Annotated in this window: 16 protein-coding genes and 1 pseudogene; 13 read left to right on the top strand and 4 right to left on the bottom strand. The window is 44.1% G+C overall.

Annotated elements, in window-relative coordinates:
- Window positions 1-47 precede the first annotated feature (47 nt).
- From atpE to glmU, 8 genes are all read left to right on the top strand, one after another.
- Complete coding sequence (gene atpE / locus EYW48_RS14120; protein WP_053308860.1) at window positions 48-302, top strand: F0F1 ATP synthase subunit C; 255 nt, start codon at window positions 48-50, stop codon at window positions 300-302.
- A 76-nt stretch (window positions 303-378) separates the two neighbouring features.
- On the top strand, window positions 379-849 hold the full coding sequence (gene atpF, locus EYW48_RS14115) for a F0F1 ATP synthase subunit B (protein ID WP_053308859.1): 471 nt from the start codon (window positions 379-381) through the stop codon (window positions 847-849).
- A gap of 14 nt (window positions 850-863) precedes the next feature.
- On the top strand, window positions 864-1,397 hold the full coding sequence (gene atpH / locus EYW48_RS14110) for a F0F1 ATP synthase subunit delta (RefSeq protein ID WP_053308858.1): 534 nt from the start codon (window positions 864-866) through the stop codon (window positions 1,395-1,397).
- 13 nt (window positions 1,398-1,410) lie between these two features.
- On the top strand, window positions 1,411-2,952 hold the full coding sequence (gene atpA / locus EYW48_RS14105; RefSeq protein WP_053308857.1) for a F0F1 ATP synthase subunit alpha: 1,542 nt from the start codon (window positions 1,411-1,413) through the stop codon (window positions 2,950-2,952).
- Window positions 2,953-2,995: 43 nt separating this feature from the next.
- On the top strand, window positions 2,996-3,865 hold the full coding sequence (gene atpG, locus EYW48_RS14100) for a F0F1 ATP synthase subunit gamma (RefSeq protein ID WP_053308856.1): 870 nt from the start codon (window positions 2,996-2,998) through the stop codon (window positions 3,863-3,865).
- Between the two features lie 34 nt (window positions 3,866-3,899).
- Window positions 3,900-5,303, top strand: coding sequence for a F0F1 ATP synthase subunit beta (gene atpD / locus EYW48_RS14095; RefSeq protein ID WP_168523863.1), 1,404 nt, complete (start codon window positions 3,900-3,902; stop codon window positions 5,301-5,303).
- Window positions 5,304-5,321: 18 nt separating this feature from the next.
- Window positions 5,322-5,744, top strand: coding sequence for a F0F1 ATP synthase subunit epsilon (locus EYW48_RS14090; protein WP_053308854.1), 423 nt, complete (start codon window positions 5,322-5,324; stop codon window positions 5,742-5,744).
- A 149-nt stretch (window positions 5,745-5,893) separates the two neighbouring features.
- Entirely contained in the window at window positions 5,894-7,252 is a 1,359-nt protein-coding gene (glmU, locus tag EYW48_RS14085; protein ID WP_274677330.1) for a bifunctional UDP-N-acetylglucosamine diphosphorylase/glucosamine-1-phosphate N-acetyltransferase GlmU, read from the top strand.
- Window positions 7,253-7,280: 28 nt separating this feature from the next.
- On the opposite strand, the pseudogene EYW48_RS14080 reads toward glmU, so the two are convergent.
- Window positions 7,281-7,953: pseudogene (locus tag EYW48_RS14080) on the bottom strand (amino acid ABC transporter permease).
- A gap of 95 nt (window positions 7,954-8,048) precedes the next feature.
- Here EYW48_RS14080 and EYW48_RS14075 point away from each other — a divergent pair.
- Window positions 8,049-8,822 (top strand): transporter substrate-binding domain-containing protein, encoded by a 774-nt coding sequence (locus EYW48_RS14075; protein WP_053308851.1) that lies wholly within the window; start codon window positions 8,049-8,051, stop codon window positions 8,820-8,822.
- Window positions 8,823-8,870: 48 nt separating this feature from the next.
- Here the strand turns inward: EYW48_RS14075 and punC are convergent, their stop codons facing one another.
- The gene (punC, locus tag EYW48_RS14070; RefSeq protein WP_053308850.1) at window positions 8,871-10,076 is read right to left on the bottom strand and encodes a purine nucleoside transporter PunC; all 1,206 of its coding nucleotides are present in this window, start codon (window positions 10,074-10,076) and stop codon (window positions 8,871-8,873) included.
- Window positions 10,077-10,224: 148 nt separating this feature from the next.
- Here punC and punR point away from each other — a divergent pair, with 148 nt between their 5' ends.
- Window positions 10,225-11,130 carry a DNA-binding transcriptional activator PunR gene (gene punR, locus EYW48_RS14065; protein WP_053308849.1) on the top strand — a complete coding sequence of 302 codons (906 nt, stop codon included), beginning with the start codon at window positions 10,225-10,227 and terminating at the stop codon, window positions 11,128-11,130.
- Window positions 11,131-11,175: 45 nt separating this feature from the next.
- Here the strand turns inward: punR and fadA are convergent, their stop codons facing one another.
- Window positions 11,176-12,351, bottom strand: a complete 1,176-nt coding sequence (gene fadA, locus EYW48_RS14060; RefSeq protein WP_053308848.1) for an acetyl-CoA C-acyltransferase FadA — start codon at window positions 12,349-12,351, stop codon at window positions 11,176-11,178.
- A gap of 14 nt (window positions 12,352-12,365) precedes the next feature.
- A complete protein-coding gene (gene fadB / locus EYW48_RS14055; protein ID WP_053308847.1) occupies window positions 12,366-14,537 on the bottom strand; it encodes a fatty acid oxidation complex subunit alpha FadB in 2,172 nt (723 codons plus the stop codon).
- A gap of 218 nt (window positions 14,538-14,755) precedes the next feature.
- Between fadB and EYW48_RS14050 the strand changes: the two genes are divergently transcribed.
- Genes EYW48_RS14050 through hemG form a run of 3 tightly spaced genes read left to right on the top strand, consistent with a single transcriptional unit; the run spans window position 14,756 to window position 17,407 of the window.
- The gene (locus EYW48_RS14050) at window positions 14,756-15,379 is read left to right on the top strand and encodes a YigZ family protein (RefSeq protein ID WP_277432578.1); all 624 of its coding nucleotides are present in this window, start codon (window positions 14,756-14,758) and stop codon (window positions 15,377-15,379) included.
- A 33-nt stretch (window positions 15,380-15,412) separates the two neighbouring features.
- Window positions 15,413-16,870: a TrkH family potassium uptake protein gene (locus EYW48_RS14045; RefSeq protein WP_261927764.1), complete on the top strand. Its 1,458-nt coding sequence runs from the start codon at window positions 15,413-15,415 to the stop codon at window positions 16,868-16,870.
- 9 nt (window positions 16,871-16,879) lie between these two features.
- Window positions 16,880-17,407, top strand: a complete 528-nt coding sequence (hemG, locus tag EYW48_RS14040; RefSeq protein WP_277432577.1) for a menaquinone-dependent protoporphyrinogen IX dehydrogenase — start codon at window positions 16,880-16,882, stop codon at window positions 17,405-17,407.
- Window positions 17,408-17,475: the final 68 nt, after the last annotated feature.

Genomic DNA, 17,475 nt, shown 5'->3' with positions numbered 1-17,475 from the left:
CTTTTTATTTGGGCACATAAGCCAACAACTATAAATTGGAGATAGTAATGGAAACTTTACTGAGCTTTTCTGCAATCGCGGTAGGTATTATCGTCGGTCTTGCTTCTCTTGGTACAGCGATTGGTTTCGCAATTCTAGGTGGTAAATTCCTAGAAGGTGCAGCTCGTCAACCAGAAATGGCTCCTATGCTACAAGTTAAGATGTTCATCATCGCGGGTCTACTTGATGCGGTTCCAATGATCGGTATCGTAATCGCGCTTCTATTTACTTTTGCGAACCCATTTGTTGGTCAACTAGGTTAATCAACCGATCACACAAATTAATAATTTGTCGTTGATTAATACTTTTCGTTGGTGAACAAATAGAGGGGTAGCTGTTGTGAATATGAACGCAACTCTGCTAGGTCAAGCAATCGCGTTTGCACTTTTTGTGTGGTTCTGCATGAAATATGTATGGCCGCCAATTATGCAAGCGATCGAAGAACGTCAGAAAAAAATTGCTGACGGTCTATCAGCCGCTGAGCGTGCTGCTAAAAACTTGGATCTAGCACAAGCCAACGCTTCTGAACAAATGAAAGAAGCGAAGCGCACTGCAACTGAGGTCATCGAACAGGCCAATAAACGTAAAGCTCAAATTCTAGATGAAGCACGTGAGGAAGCTCAGGCGGAACGCCAGAAAATCCTAACTCAAGCTGAAGCTGAACTTGAATCTGAACGTAATCGTGCCCGCGATGAGCTGCGTAAACAAGTTGCAACTCTGGCTGTAGCTGGTGCTGAGAAAATCCTTGAGCGTTCAATCGATAAAGATGCGCACAAAGATATTCTCGACAACATTACTGCAAAACTTTAAGGATGGGGGCGCATATGTCTGATTTTATTACAATCGCACGCCCCTATGCTAAAGCAGCATTCGATTTTGCGGTGGAGAAAAAGCAGCTAAGCCAATGGGCTCAAATGCTTGCTTTTGCTGCCGAGGTCGCAAAGAACGATCAAATTAAAGAGTTATTAACTAGCTCTACCTCTGCTGAGAAATTAGCGGAAATTTTGAACGCAATTTGTGGCGATCAGTTTGATGTTCACGCCCAGAACCTGATTAAGGTGATGGCTGAGAACGGCCGATTAAAGGCCCTTCCTGATGTTTGTAACGAGTTTCTAGCCTTAAAACAGGAACATGAGAAAGAGATAGATGTTGATGTTATTTCAGCAACTGAACTTTCTGAGAAACAATGTGCAGATATCAGCAACAAACTTGAGCAGCGTCTTGAGCGCAAAGTTCAGCTGAATTGCAGTATAGATGAGACCCTACTTGGTGGGGTTATAATTCGAGCCGGAGACCTAGTCATCGATAACTCAGCTCGCGGTCGTTTAAACCGCCTGAGCGATGCATTGCAGTCTTGATGGGGATTGGAGCATGCAACTTAATTCCACGGAAATTAGCGATCTAATTAAACAACGTATCGAAGCTTTCGACGTTGTTAGTGAAGCTCGCAACGAAGGTACTATCGTATCGGTAAGCGATGGTATTCTTAGCATTCACGGCCTAGCGGACGTGATGCAAGGTGAAATGATTGAATTACCGGGTGGTCGTTACGCGCTAGCACTAAACTTGAACCGTGATTCGGTTGGTGCCGTTGTAATGGGCCCATATGCTGACCTTAAGGAAGGCATGAAAGTTACAGGTACTGGTCGTATTCTTGAAGTACCAGTTGGTCCTGAATTGCTTGGCCGTGTTGTTAACACGCTAGGTGAGCCTATTGATGGCAAAGGTCCAATTGAGGCGAAGTTGACTTCACCTGTAGAAGTAATTGCACCAGGCGTAATCGACCGTAAGTCGGTAGATCAACCTGTACAAACTGGTTATAAGTCAGTTGACTCGATGATCCCAATCGGTCGTGGTCAGCGTGAGCTTATCATCGGTGACCGTCAAACTGGTAAAACAGCAATGGCGATCGATGCAATTATTAACCAGAAAAACTCTGGTATTTTCTCTATCTACGTAGCGATCGGTCAAAAAGCATCGACTATTGCTAACGTGGTTCGCAAACTTGAAGAACATGGTGCGTTAGCTAACACTATCGTTGTTGTTGCTTCTGCGGCAGAATCTGCGGCGCTGCAATATCTAGCACCATACTCAGGTTGTGCAATGGGTGAATACTTCCGTGATCGCGGTGAAGATGCACTGATTGTTTATGATGATCTATCTAAACAAGCGGTTGCGTACCGTCAGATCTCGCTACTACTAAAACGCCCACCTGGTCGTGAAGCGTTCCCTGGTGATGTTTTCTATCTTCACTCTCGTCTTCTAGAACGTGCAGCTCGCGTAAGCGAACACTACGTTGATGAATTTACGAAAGGTGAAGTGAAAGGTAAGACTGGTTCTTTAACTGCTCTTCCAATCATTGAAACTCAAGCGGGTGACGTATCTGCATTCGTACCGACTAACGTAATCTCGATTACCGATGGTCAGATCTTCCTACAAACTGAATTGTTCAACGCTGGTGTTCGTCCTGCTGTTGACCCTGGTATCTCAGTTTCTCGTGTAGGTGGTGCAGCGCAATCGAAAATCATCAAGAAGCTATCTGGCGGTATTCGTACTGCACTAGCACAATATCGTGAACTAGCGGCCTTCGCACAGTTCTCGTCTGATCTTGATGAAGCAACTAAGCGTCAGCTAAACCATGGTCAAAAAGTAACAGAACTAATGAAGCAGAAGCAGTACGCTCCAATGTCTGTATTTGATCAAGCTGTGGTTGTTTTTGCTGTCGAGCGCGGCTACTTAAACGATGTTGAACTTAGTAAAGTTCTAGATTTTGAAGCGGCTCTACTATCGTATGCTCGCGGTCAATATGCTGATTTAGCAGCTGAGATCGACAAGACGGGTGCTTATAACGATGAAATTGAAGCTCAGTTGAAGAAACTGATGGACGATTTCAAAGCAACTCAAACTTGGTAATAGGTAGGTGGCAGTCTCTGCCACCAACTAATGGAGAGTAACGATGGCCGGCGCAAAAGAGATACGTAGTAAAATCGGCAGTGTTAAAAGCACTCAGAAGATTACGAAAGCGATGGAGATGGTAGCGACATCGAAGATGCGACGTTCGCAAGATTCTATGGAAGCTACTCGTCCTTACGCTGAGACAATTCGTAAAGTGATCGGTCATATGGCTAGCGCGAATCTAGAGTATCGTCATCCGTACCTAGAAGAGCGTGAAGCTAAGCGTGTTGGTTACATCATCGTTTCTACAGACCGTGGCCTATGTGGTGGTTTGAATATTAACTTATTCAAAAATGCGGTTGTAGAAATGCAAGGCTGGAAAGAGAAAGGTGCAGAAATTGAGCTAGCTGTTATCGGCTCAAAAGCGACTGCATTTTTTAATAACTCAGGAGCCAAGGTGGCAGCCCAAGTTTCAGGGTTAGGTGATTATCCTAGTCTGGAAGACTTGATTGGTGCTGTCGGCGTGATGTTGAAAAAATATGACAATGGTGAGTTAGACCGCTTATACGTGGTGTTTAACCATTTTGTTAATACCATGGTTCAACAACCAACGATTGATCAATTATTGCCTTTGCCTAAATCAGACGACAAAGATATGCAGGAACGTAAGCATTCTTGGGACTATATCTACGAACCAGAACCTAAGCCTTTATTAGACGCACTATTGCTGCGCTATATCGAGTCTCAGGTTTACCAAGGTGTAGTAGAGAACCTTGCATGTGAACAAGCTGCTCGAATGGTTGCGATGAAGGCTGCTACAGATAACGCTAGTAACTTGATTGATGATCTTGAACTTGTGTACAACAAAGCCCGTCAGGCGGCGATTACACAAGAACTATCGGAAATCGTTTCAGGCGCAGCAGCGGTTTAAGCTTAGGTAAAACAAACAGTTTAGAGGATTAACGATGGCTACAGGTAAGATCGTACAGATCATCGGGGCAGTAGTCGACGTAGAGTTCCCACAGGGCGAAGTACCAAGTGTATATGACGCTCTAAACGTTACGGACTCAAAAGAGCGTCTCGTTCTTGAAGTTCAACAACAGCTAGGCGGTGGCGTAGTTCGTTGTATCGTAATGGGTAGCTCTGATGGTTTACGTCGTGGAGTAACAGTTGAAAACTCTGGTGCTCCAATCTCAGTACCAGTAGGTACTAAGACCCTAGGTCGTATCATGAACGTTCTTGGTGACGCGATTGATGAGCGTGGCGAGATCGGTGCTGAAGAGTTGTACTCAATTCACCGTCCAGCGCCTAGCTACGAAGAGCAAGCAAACGAAACTGCTCTTCTAGAAACGGGTGTAAAAGTAATCGACTTGATTTGTCCATTCGCTAAGGGTGGTAAAATCGGTCTATTCGGTGGTGCAGGTGTAGGTAAGACCGTTAACATGATGGAACTTATCAACAACATCGCACTAAAACACTCTGGCCTATCCGTATTTGCGGGTGTAGGTGAGCGTACTCGTGAAGGTAACGATTTCTACTTTGAGATGCAGGAAGCGGGTGTTGTAAACATCGAAAAACCTGAAGAATCAAAAGTAGCAATGGTTTACGGTCAGATGAACGAGCCACCAGGCAACCGTCTACGTGTTGCACTGACTGGTCTTACAATGGCAGAACGCTTCCGTGACGAAGGTCGTGATGTACTTCTGTTTATTGATAACATCTACCGTTATACCTTGGCGGGAACCGAAGTTTCTGCACTGCTAGGTCGTATGCCTTCAGCGGTAGGTTACCAACCTACACTAGCTGAAGAAATGGGTGTGCTTCAGGAGCGTATCACGTCAACTAAGCAAGGTTCTATCACGTCTGTACAGGCGGTATACGTACCAGCGGATGACTTGACTGACCCGTCTCCAGCAACAACATTTGCGCACTTGGATGCAACGGTTGTACTTAACCGTAACATCGCTGCTATGGGTCTATACCCTGCGATCGACCCGCTAGATTCAACATCTCGCCAGCTTGATCCATTGGTTGTCGGTCAAGAGCACTACGATATTGCTCGTGGTGTTCAGCAGACGCTTCAGCGTTATAAAGAGCTGAAAGATATCATTGCGATCCTTGGTATGGACGAGCTGTCTGAAGGTGATAAGCAAGTTGTATCTCGTGCACGTAAGATTGAACGTTTCCTAACTCAGCCTTACCACGTAGCAGAAGTATTTACAGGTGACCCAGGTGTTTACGTATCTCTTAAAGAGACTTTACGTGGATTCAAAGGTCTTCTATCTGGTGAATACGATGACGTTCCTGAGCAAGCATTTATGTACTGCGGTACTATCGATGATGCTCTTGAGAATGCTAAGAAGCTATAAGGCTAACTAGGAGGCGATATGGCAGCAATAACCTTTCACCTAGACGTTGTAAGTGCTGAGAAGAAACTCTTCTCTGGCCAAGTTGAAACGTTTCAGGTGACCGGTAGCGAAGGTGAACTGGGTATTTTCCATGGTCACACACCGCTGCTGACCGCTATAAAGCCTGGTATGGTGCGTATCGTTAAACTACACGGCCACGAAGAAATTATTTATGTTTCTGGTGGTATTGTCGAAATTCAACCTGGTACAGCGACTGTACTGGCTGATACGGCAATCCGTGGTGAAGAGCTAGACGCAGCTAAGGCAGAAGAAGCCAAACGCAAAGCTGAAGAGAATATTTTGAATCAGCATGGCGACATGGACTTCGCGCAAGCGGCCAGTGAACTGGCTAAAGCCATTGCTCAGTTACGAGTTATCGAGCTGACAAAAAAACGTCGTTAATTTGTTTTAGAATTAAGACGTGATGAAAAAGGCGACCAATTGGTCGCCTTTTTGCTTATTATTTAACAGAAAAGTGCCCAGATAAATTAACTAACAGAGTAATTACCGTTAAAATGCGGCTTAACTTTTTTAACGTCAATAGGTCGTCAATGAAATTTAGCGCAGTGATCCTAGCAGCAGGTAAAGGTACACGAATGTATTCTAATATGCCTAAAGTGCTGCATACACTGGCAGGCAAGCCAATGGTTAAACACGTGATTGACACGTGTACTGGTTTGGGTGCTCAGAATATTCATTTGGTTTATGGTCACGGTGGTGATCAAATGCAGCAAGTGTTGGCTGAAGAGTCGGTGAACTGGGTTCTACAAGCTGAACAATTGGGTACCGGTCACGCTGTTGATCAAGCATCTGATCATTTTCAGGATGATGAGAAGATCCTCGTGCTTTACGGTGATGTTCCATTGATCTCTGAAGAAACGATAGAAAGCTTACTTGATGCACAACCTAATGACGGTATTGCTTTATTAACGGTCGTTTTAGATAACCCGATGGGTTATGGACGTATTGTTCGTAAACATGGCCCAGTGGTGGCGATTGTTGAGCAAAAAGATGCCACTGATGAACAAAAACTGATCAAAGAAATCAATACCGGTGTGTTAGTCGCAACAGGTCGTGATTTAAAACGCTGGCTATCTGGCTTAAGCAATGAAAATGCGCAAGGTGAGTATTACCTTACAGATGTTATTGCAGCAGCACATAACGAAGGGCGTGCGGTTGAAGCGGTTCATCCAGCCAGTTCGATTGAAGTTGAGGGGGTTAATGATCGCGCCCAACTAGCACGTTTAGAGCGAGCTTACCAAGCCACTCAAGCGAAGAAACTGCTAGAGCAAGGGGTAATGCTACGCGACCCGTCTCGTTTTGATCTACGCGGTGAATTACAGTGTGGTATGGATGTCGAAATTGACACTAATGTCATTATTGAAGGTAACGTTACACTAGGCGATAACGTCATTATAGGTACTGGATGTGTACTTAAAGATTGTGAGATCGATGATAATACGGTCATCCGTCCATACAGTGTCATTGAAGGTGCAACGGTAGCAGAAAATTGTACTGTAGGTCCTTTTACTCGTTTACGCCCTGGTGCTGAACTGCGTAATGACGCGCACGTTGGTAACTTTGTCGAAGTGAAGAATGCTCGTTTAGGCGAAGGTTCAAAAGCCAATCACTTAACGTATTTAGGTGATGCGGAAGTGGGACAACGTGTCAACATTGGTGCAGGTGTAATTACCTGTAACTACGATGGTGCCAATAAATTCAAAACCACGATTGGTGATGATGTATTCGTTGGCTCTGATTGCCAACTTATCGCACCTGTAACGATTGCCAATGGTGCGACTGTTGGCGCTGGAACAACTCTGACAAGCAATGTTGCTGAAGATGAGTTGGTGATTACTCGCGCCAAAGAACGCAAAATTTCAGGCTGGAAACGCCCAACTAAGAAGTAATGATAAAAACGCTGGCTCTTATGTAGAGCTAGCGTTTTCCTACTGCCATCTTTCTTTCTAGCCATCTCACGCCTTGCGAAACCAAAAGGATCAACACTAAGTATTCGAATACTAAAAAGGTGTAAACTTCTAACGGTAGGTATTCTGTCACAACCAATTCATTGGCTCGTCTTGTTAAGTCACTTAACCCAATCACGCTCACCAATGACGACATCTTCAAAATATAAACAAATTGATTCCCTAGTGGCGGCAATATTTGCCGCTTCATGTTGTCCAGTAGGGATCGCCTGTATGCCTCCTCGAAACACTTCGGCCATAAAAGCACTTTCTGCAATGGTTAATGCAATTACACCAGCCCAAAAGTGATTGAGTGATAGGTCAAATAAAGAAGGTAAGCCGTAGTAGACCCAGAGTAATAAAACCAGTACAGGGATAGCGCGAATAATTTCAACGTAAGTTCGGTTGAATAAGCGTAACGATTGGCGTTCAGATAGCGCAGGTAATGCGACAATTAACCCCAATAGCATGGCGAGTAGCATGCTAATCAGGGAAATACTAATGGTATCGCCAAACCCAGCCACTAGAAATGAGATATTTTGCAGACCTTGTTGACTGGTGGGATCGAGAACATACCAGCCCCATTGATAGTCACTGCATCCGGTCAGCGTCAAAATAGTCATCATGAGTAAGCCACGTAACATCACACTACACCTTGAATAAACTAAAAAAATCCATTTGTTGCTGCTATGTTAGCAATGATGTTCTAACAAATGTGAATTATTTTAAGGAAACGATAATGAAGAAGATGCTTCTCGCATTAGGACTGTGTGTATTGTCAGTGAGTCAGGTGATGGCCCAAAGCCGTTTACATGAAATATTAGATAGTGGTGTGCTACGAGTTGGTACGACTGGTGATTGGAACCCAATGACTATGAAAGATCCTGCGACCAATGGCTATCGTGGTTTTGATATTGATGTTACCGCTGAACTGGCTAAAGATTTGGGAGTGAAAGTAGAGTATGTCGCGACGGACTGGAAAACTTTGGTCAATGGTATTACAGCTAATAAATACGATATAACAGGTAGTGCCTCACTCAATATGTCACGCGCAAAAGTGGCCGGTTATAGTCAGCCTTATTTTTACTTGGCCTTTGTGCCTGTTGTACAAAAGAAAGATCTCGTTCGATACAGTGATTGGAGCGATTTTGATAAAGCTGAAATTAAAGTGGCAGCCACGCTTGGTACTGTGCAGGAAAAAATGGTTAAAGAATTTTTTCCTTCTGCGCAACATGTTGTAATTGAAGCGCCCGCTCGCGACTATCAAGAGCTGCTTGCTCGTAGAGCCGATGTCTCGGTGACTTCCAATGTAGAAGCGGCAACGCTGGTGGAGAAATTTAATCAGCTTGCTGTTGTACCAGTAAAAGAAGCTCGCAAACCCACGCCTATCTCAATGCTATTACCGCAAGACGACCAAGTGTGGATCAATTATGTTAATCACTGGGTTGAGCTAAAGAAAACGCAAGGTTTCTTCAAGCAAACTGCTGATAAGTGGGGATTGAAAAGCATTTAGTCATAATTAAATGATAGAAGCCGCTCATAACGAACGGCTTCCTTTTTATTACTCTTTCTCAGAAACAACCCGCGCATTATCAGGTGTGGTGAAGTGTTCGGATAATTGTCTATTCGAGACAATATAACCTATCCATAATCCACCCATACAAATCATAATCGCAATACCGGTTACCATTTGTGCTTGGCTTGCTAATGCTGCAACTAGTGCGCTGGCTAAACTACTGGCGCAGATTTGTAGGCTATTTTGTAAACCAGCTGCTGTTGCTGGGCTCTGTTTAGCACTGGATAAAGCACGGTTGACCACAATTGGATAAAGCGCACCGTTCGCAACTGCAATCAAACAGAAAGGCGCTAGAATTGGCCAAATTGAGGTCAATTGCCATTGTGAAGCGATGAAAACCAATAAGGTTGCCACGCTAAATAGACCAATTAACTGTTTCAGAACTTTTTCATCGCCGAACTTATTTACACCGACTTTACCTAAATAACCACCGACCATGAAAGCAATCGTTTGAGGAATAAAACTTAAGCCAATGTCTTTGGCGGCATAACCTAAGCGAGCCATAATTTCGGGCATACCGGTTAAATAAGCAAAGAAGGCTGCCGAAGCGCAAGCAAACATCATCACATTACCTAGGTAAGTCTTAGTACTTAGTAACGTTTTAATATCTTGTTTAATCGAGGTTTGCTTTGGTTGTGAAATCTCATTCTTTTGACCAAAGGTAAACACGACAAGCGCTGCGCCCATTAAAGTTAATGCGACAAAAATACTGTGCCAACCAAAGTTATCCGCCAATAACACACCTAGCTGAGGAGCCAATGCGGGAGATAACGCCACTAATGGCATGATGGTTGCGAACACTTGTTGGCTCGTTTTGGCTGGGTAGCGTTGAATGACCATGGCTTGCCAGATAACGGCAGGTGCACAAACCCCTAACGCTTGTACAAAGCGGAGCGCCAATAATTGCCAAACTTGTTCACTAAAAGCTAAACCAAATGAAGCTACAGTAAATAGTGCTAAGCCTGCCGCCAGTGTATTTCGGTGACCATATTTGTCTGAAGCTAATCCCCATAGCAGTTGACCTAACGCCATTCCTACCAGAAATACTGTTAGTGATAGTGCGATCTGTTCTGGCCCTGTGGCAAAGTCGATTTCCATCGCTTTAAAAGCAGGAAGGTACATGTCGGTGGCAATGAAGCCGAGCATGGATAGGGCGGCTAAGTACAGCAACTGCAATTTTGATGCTTTCATTATTCTAACCATTCAAAAAAATTAATGAGTATTGATCCGGTTTTTATTGTTACCGGCCCTTATTTATCTACGCTGTTATTCTATTTTTCGTTTAATATTAAATGAAACGCTAAATTTGTTAGTTATCAATCAAAAAATTTGAAGGCTTATGTTTTCCAAATCATCATTAGAAATGCTCGATACCGTTGCTCGGTTGGGAAGTTTTACTGCCGCTGCAGAGGTTTTACATAAAGTGCCATCAGCGATCAGTTATGGTGTGCGCCAAGTTGAACAAGATTTGGATGTATTGCTATTTCGTCGTTTGCCTAGAAAGGTCGAACTTACGCCGGCCGGTGAGCTTTTTATGCTAGAAGCTCGTCAGTTATTAAGGCAGATGGAGGAAGTGCGTGCCCAGACTAAACGCGCAGCGCACGGTTGGCAAAAGACACTCAAGTTGACACTGGATAACGTGGTTAAACTCGACAAGATGAAACCGCTGGTGGAAGATTTTTATCGCACATTTGAGTTTGCTGAGCTGCAAATCAATATGGAAGTATTTAATGGTTCTTGGGAGGCTATAGCACAAGGTCGGGCTGATATTGTGATTGGTGCAACCTCGGCTATTCCTGTCGGGGGGGATTTTGAAGTGCGAGATATGGGGCTATTGGATTGGGCATTTGTTATGTCGCCTAGCCACCCTTGTGTTCGAGAGCAAAACCTAACCGAAGCTTTCGTCAGCCAGTATCCTGCTATTTGTTTGGATGATACGTCAAGCGTGTTGCCTAAGCGGCATACTGGTCATTATCCACAGCAAAGACGTTTACTATTGCCTAATTGGTACAGTGCCATTGAATGTTTGAAAAACGGGGTAGGTATCGGTTATATGCCAAGGCACATAGCGCAACCTTTAATTGCTGATGGGTTGCTTGTTGAGAAAATATTGCCAGATGATAAGCCACTCAGTCAATGTTGCTTGGTATGGCGTAAAGACGATAATCATAAGTTGATTGAGTGGATGGTTAATTATTTAGGTAGCAGCCAACAACTTCACCAAGATTGGTTAAAAGCATTCTAAAAAAATGCCAGCCCTTCAGGCTGGCATGCTAGCAATTATATTGAATTATGGGCGTTCAAAGATGGTCGCAATACCTTGGCCCAAACCAATGCACATGGTCGCTAAGCCATATTTTGCGTTTTTCGCTTCCATTAGGTTGATAAGCGTTGTTGAGATGCGAGTGCCAGAACAACCTAGAGGGTGACCCAATGCAATCGCCCCACCGTTAAGGTTCACTTTTTCATCCACAACATCAAGTAGCCCTAAATCTTTAGCACAAGGTAAAGATTGAGCGGCGAACGCTTCGTTGAGCTCAATTACGTCCATATCCTGCATAGTCAAGCCAGCGCGTTGTAGTGCTTTTTTGGTCGCAGGAACTGGGCCATAACCCATAATAGAAGGATCACAACCAGCAACAGCCATTGATTTAACGCGTGCGCGGATCTTTAAGCCAAGCGCGTTTGCTTTCTCTTCGCTCATGATCAGCATGGCAGAGGCACCATCTGATAGTGCCGATGAGGTACCAGCAGTCACGGTGCCATTGACTGGGTCAAAAACAGGACGTAGTTGTGATAGTCCTTCTACCGTAGTTTCAGGGCGGATTACTTCATCAACATCCAAGGTAAAAAGCGTGCCATCTTCAGCATGAGCTTCCATTGGGAGAATTTCATTTTTGAAGCGACCTTCAACGGTTGCCGCATAAGCGCGTTGATGTGAACGAGCGGCAAACGCATCTTGCTGTTCACGGCTAATGCCATGCAATTTACCGAGCATTTCTGCGGTTAAACCCATCATACCAGCTGCTTTGGCGACGGTTTTTGACATTCCAGGGTGAAAATCAACGCCATGAGTCATTGGTACATGGCCCATATGCTCAACACCGCCTACTAGACATATATCTGCATCGCCAACCATGATAGCGCGTGTGGCATCATGCAAAGCCTGCATAGAAGAGCCACATAAGCGGTTGACCGTCACTGCGCCAATCTCAATTGGTAAGCCAGCTAGTAACGCAGCGTTACGCGCTACGTTAAAGCCTTGCTCTAACGTTTGCTGTACACAGCCCCAGTAGATATCTTCGATTTCTAGCGGGTTCACTTGTGGGTTACGGGCTAAAATACCTTTCATTAAATGAGCAGATAAATCTTCGGCACGAGTGTGACGAAATGCCCCTCCTTTTGAACGGCCCATTGGGGTGCGCAGGCAATCAACAATTACGACATTTTTGTTATGTGAAGTCATTTGGGCATCTCTCCTTAGATAGAACTTGCTTGCTGAGCACCGTAGAAGGTCTCACCTTTTTCTGCCATATCAATCAGCAGTTGAGGTACTTGATACATCGCGCCCAATGTTTGGTATTGGCTCGCCATCGCAACATAGTTTTGTAGCCCTATACTATCGAGATAGCGGAAGACGCCACCTCTAAATGGAGGGAAACCTAGGCCGTATACTAATGCCATATCTGCTTCTTGTGCTGAGGCTATGATTTTTTCCTCTAAGCACAGAGCGACTTCATTGATCATTGGAATCATCATGCGTTCGATGATGGTTTGATCTTCAAAGGCTCGTTTGTCACCGCATTCTGCATTGAGTACAGTAAGTACCTCTTCAGAGAAGGTTTTCTTCGGCTTACCTTTCTTATCTAATGTATATTGATAGAAACCACTACCATTTTTCTGGCCATATTTATTGGCATCAAATAGCGCATCAATTGCATCGCGCCCCTGTTTACCCATACGTTCAGGGAAACCTTGAGCCATTACTGCTTGCGCGTGGTGGGCTGTATCAATACCAACCACATCGAGCAGATAAGCCGGCCCCATTGGCCATCCAAACTTACGTTCCATCACTTTATCTATTTGCGTGAAATCTGCGCCATCACGTAGTAATAAACTAAATCCGCCGAAATAAGGGAAAAGTACGCGGTTTACGAAGAACCCTGGGCAGTCATTAACTACGATAGGTGATTTACCCATTTTTGCTGCGTAAGCGACAACGCGGTTGATGGTTTCATCAGATGTATGTTCACCGCGAATAATTTCTACCAATGGCATCCGATGGACAGGGTTGAAGAAATGCATGCCGCAGAAATTTTCTGGACGCTTGAGTGATTTCGCTAATAGGTTAATAGGGATGGTAGAGGTGTTAGACGTGATAACGGTTTCTTGATTGACGTTTTCTTCCACTTCACTCAATACAGCTGCTTTGATTTTTGGATTTTCAACCACGGCTTCGACGATCACATCCGCTTGTTCAATACCTGCGTAATGAAGGCTTGGGGTGATAGACGCCAATACGCCCGCCATTTTGAACCCATCAATTTTACCGCGTTGCAACTGTTTGTTGAGTAGCTTCGAAGCTTCAGTCATGCCTAAGTTGAGTGATGATTGTGCGATGTCTTTCATCAAAACAGGCACACCTTTCACTGCTGATTGGTAGGCAATACCGCCACCCATAATTCCGGCGCCAAGTACGGCTGCTCTTTCTGTATCTTTATTGGCTGATTTGGCTGCTTTTTTTGCCAGTGCTTTGATGTACTGGTCATTGAGGAATAAACCGACTAACGATTTAGCTTCTTCTGATTTAGCCAGTTTAGCAAAGTGTTTACGCTCAATAGCCAATGCTTCATCGCGAGCGCAGCGAGCTGCTTCTTCAATGGCAATTACGGCTGTCATTGGTGCTGGGTAATGAGGCCCTGCATGTTGAGCAACTAAACCTTTCGCCATTGTGAAGCTCATCATCGCTTCTAATTTGCTGAGTGCGAGCGCTGAAGTTTTTTGCTGACGGCGAGCTTGCCAATCGATTTTTTCATTGATGGCCGATGTTATGGTTTTTATGGCTGATTCAAGTAGTTTGTCGCTGTCGACAATGGCATCAAGCAGACCAATTTTTAGGGCTTCTTCTGCTCGACATGCTCTACCTTGAGTAATGACTTCCATGGCGCTATCAGCACCAATCAGGCGCGGCAAGCGTACACAACCGCCAAACCCAGGCATGATACCGAGTTTAGTTTCAGGTAAGCCAATGCTAGTGGTTACATCACCAATGCGAAAATCGGTAGCGAGTACACACTCACAACCACCGCCAAGCGCGTGGCCTTTCAAAGCAGCAAGCGTTGGAACGGGTAAATCCTCTAGCTTGCTGAAAATGCTGTTGGCAAATTGTAGCCATTGATCAAGCTCTTCGGTTGGTTTAGCGAAGAGACCTAAAAATTCGGTGATATCGGCACCGACGATAAATGACTCTTTATCCGAAGTTAGGATTAGTCCTTTGAGGCCTTGGTGCGTTTTAAGTGCATCGAGTGCATGGTCGAGTGATTCAAGAGTGGCAAGGTCAAGCTTATTGACTGATTCTGGAGAGCAGAAACTTAACTCAGCGATACCGTCTTGTAATTCCTTTACCTGTAGGGTGTTGGCTTGGTAAATCATTGTCTATCTCCGTGACATACAATCTTCTGACTGTGTGTGAGAGTTTTTGTTGTATTAATTGTTCTGGTTAGACCAGTAGGAGTAGTTTGAACTGTCGATTGTTTAATTTCAATACATTTTTTAAACAACTGTTTAACATTGTGCGCTAATGCAGATGATCACTGATTTTTTTATTGCGCGTGTTACACTGCCGATATTCTTCGTTTTAACTGCCTAACATGAACGTTCAGCCATATTTGATTCCAGCGTTGCCCGCACAGTTTGAAGAGGAAATAAAGAAAAGCCTCTTTATCACTTATCTTGCGCATACACCGAATGTGGAAGCCGCAAAAGCTTTCGTTGAACAGATAAAAGCAAAGCACAGTGATGCAAGGCATAATTGCTGGGGGTTTGTCGCAGGACGACCTGAAGATTCTATGCTATGGGGTTTTAGTGATGATGGTGAGCCTTCTGGAACTGCTGGTAAACCGATTTTGGCGCAATTATCTGGTTCCGGTGTCGGTGAATTGACGGCTGTGGTGACTCGTTACTCCGGTGGCATTCGCTTAGGAACGGGCGGATTAGTGAAAGCGTACGGTGGTGGTGTTCAGCAAGCGCTTAAGCTGCTTCAAACAATTGAGAAAAAAATCACCGTAAAGCTGCGCCTAACGCTAGACTACGGTTTTCTGCCTATTGCTCAGTCGATCATGGTTCAGTATGAAGCGATAGAATTTGAGGCCAACTACATGGAACAGGTTGAACTCATTATTGAGATCGAATTGCGTCAAGTAGATGCCTTTACCCAAACTATGATTAATAAAAGTGGTGCGAAGGCAATGGTCGCCGCATTCGAAGATAACTAGGAAGTTAGAAGCTCAGCTTCATTTAAATAAGCAATGCAATTTCGATCTATTATCCGTATTGTCGGGCTTTTGCTCGCATTATTTAGCGTATCCATGCTTGCCCCAGCGCTGGTGGCCTTACTGTACCGAGATGGAGCAGGGGTGCCTTTTGTCACGACATTCTTTGTTTTGCTAATGTGTGGTGGTTTTTTCTGGTTCCCTAATCGTCGTTATCGTCATGAATTAAAAGCAAGGGATGGTTTTCTGATTGTTGTGCTCTTTTGGACGGTAATTGGTAGTGCCGGCTCGCTGCCTTTTTGGTTAGCCAATAACCCTGAGGTTTCCGTTACTGATGCATTTTTTGAGTCTTTCTCTGCGTTAACTACGACAGGGGCGACCGTTATTGTTGGATTAGACGAATTACCGAAAGCAATTTTATTTTACCGTCAGTTTCTGCAATGGTTTGGTGGTATGGGGATTATTGTACTTGCCGTGGCAATTCTTCCTGTGCTCGGAATTGGTGGCATGCAGCTATATCGTGCAGAAATTCCTGGTCCAGTGAAAGATACCAAGGTAACCCCGCGTATAGCAGAAACCGCAAAAGCCTTATGGTATATCTACCTTAGTTTGACGATCGCTTGCGCGGCTGCATTCTGGTTTGCTGGCATGACACTGTTTGACGCAATTTGTCATAGCTTCTCAACCATTGCTATTGGTGGATTTTCAACACACGATGCGAGTATCGGTTATTTTGATAGTTATGCTATTAACCTCATTACGGTTGTGTTCTTATTAATTTCTGCCTGTAATTTCACACTGCATTATGCTGCATTTTCAACTGGTGGCGTTCACCCCAAATATTACGTAAAAGATCCTGAGTTCCGTGCTTTTGCTGTAATCCAAATAATCCTATTCGCTATTTGTTTTTTGATGTTACTCGAACATCATTCTTACGACTCATTCTATGATGCGTTTGACCAAGCTCTATTTCAAACGGTATCAATATCAACAACGGCTGGTTTCACCACCACAGGTTTTTCGGATTGGCCACTATTTTTGCCTGTATTACTTTTATTCTCCTCTTTTATTGGTGGCTGTGCCGGTTCTACAGGTGGTGGTATGAAGGTTATCCGTATTTTATTACTAACACTGCAAGGTGCGCGGGAGATGAAGCGGCTAATACACCCAAGAGCGGTGTACACCATAAAAGTGGGTGGAACGGCGCTTTCACAGCGAGTGGTTGATGCGGTATGGGGATTTTTCTCTGCTTATGCGCTTGTATTTGTTGTCTGTATGTTGGCATTAATAGCTACTGGGATGGATGAACTCAGTGCATTTTCGGCCGTAGCTGCAACATTGAACAATTTAGGCCCAGGACTTGGTGAGGTATCGGTACATTTTGCGGATGTAAATGACAAGGCAAAGTGGGTACTGATTGTCTCGATGTTGTTTGGGCGCTTAGAAATTTTCACACTATTAATACTGCTTACACCAACATTTTGGCGTAGTTAAGGATGTAACGTGCAAAAAGCTTTATTTCTCTATTCTTCTCGTGAAGGGCAAACTCTGAAAATTATTAATTACATAAGAGATGAGTTGCCTGAATTGGATTGTGAAGTGGTCGATTTACATCAAGCTGAAAATATTGATTTATTAGCTTATGATCGCATTCTTATTGGTGCTTCTATACGTTATGGTTATCTAAACAAGAAGCTATACCAATTTATTGAACAGCACAAAGCTGAGTTGCAAACAGCTAAGTCAGCATTCTTCTGTGTCAACCTGACGGCCAGAAAAGAAGACCAAGGTAAAGATACGCCACAAGGTAGTGTCTATATTAAAACCTTTCTTAATAAATCGCCTTGGCAACCCACATTGATAGGAGTATTTGCGGGGGCTCTTTATTACCCACGTTACCGTTTCTTCGATAAAATTATGATTCGTTTCATTATGTCACTCACTGGCGGAGAAACGGACACATCAAAAGAAGTGGAATACACAAACTGGAAAAAAGTGTCCATATTTAGCCAAAAGTTTAAAAACCTGTAAATGAAAAGCATATATTCAAGGTGTTTTGACTGTTTTTTAATCCAACAGATAAAAAACCAAATAAAATT

Origin of the sequence: Vibrio sp. 1180_3 (assembly GCF_029478545.1) — a bacterium.
In the GTDB taxonomy this organism is placed as follows: Bacteria; Pseudomonadota; Gammaproteobacteria; order Enterobacterales; family Vibrionaceae; genus Vibrio; species Vibrio aestuarianus.
The sequence above is the reverse complement of the archived record's forward strand: the minus strand, read 5'-3'. Positions and strand labels throughout refer to the sequence as shown.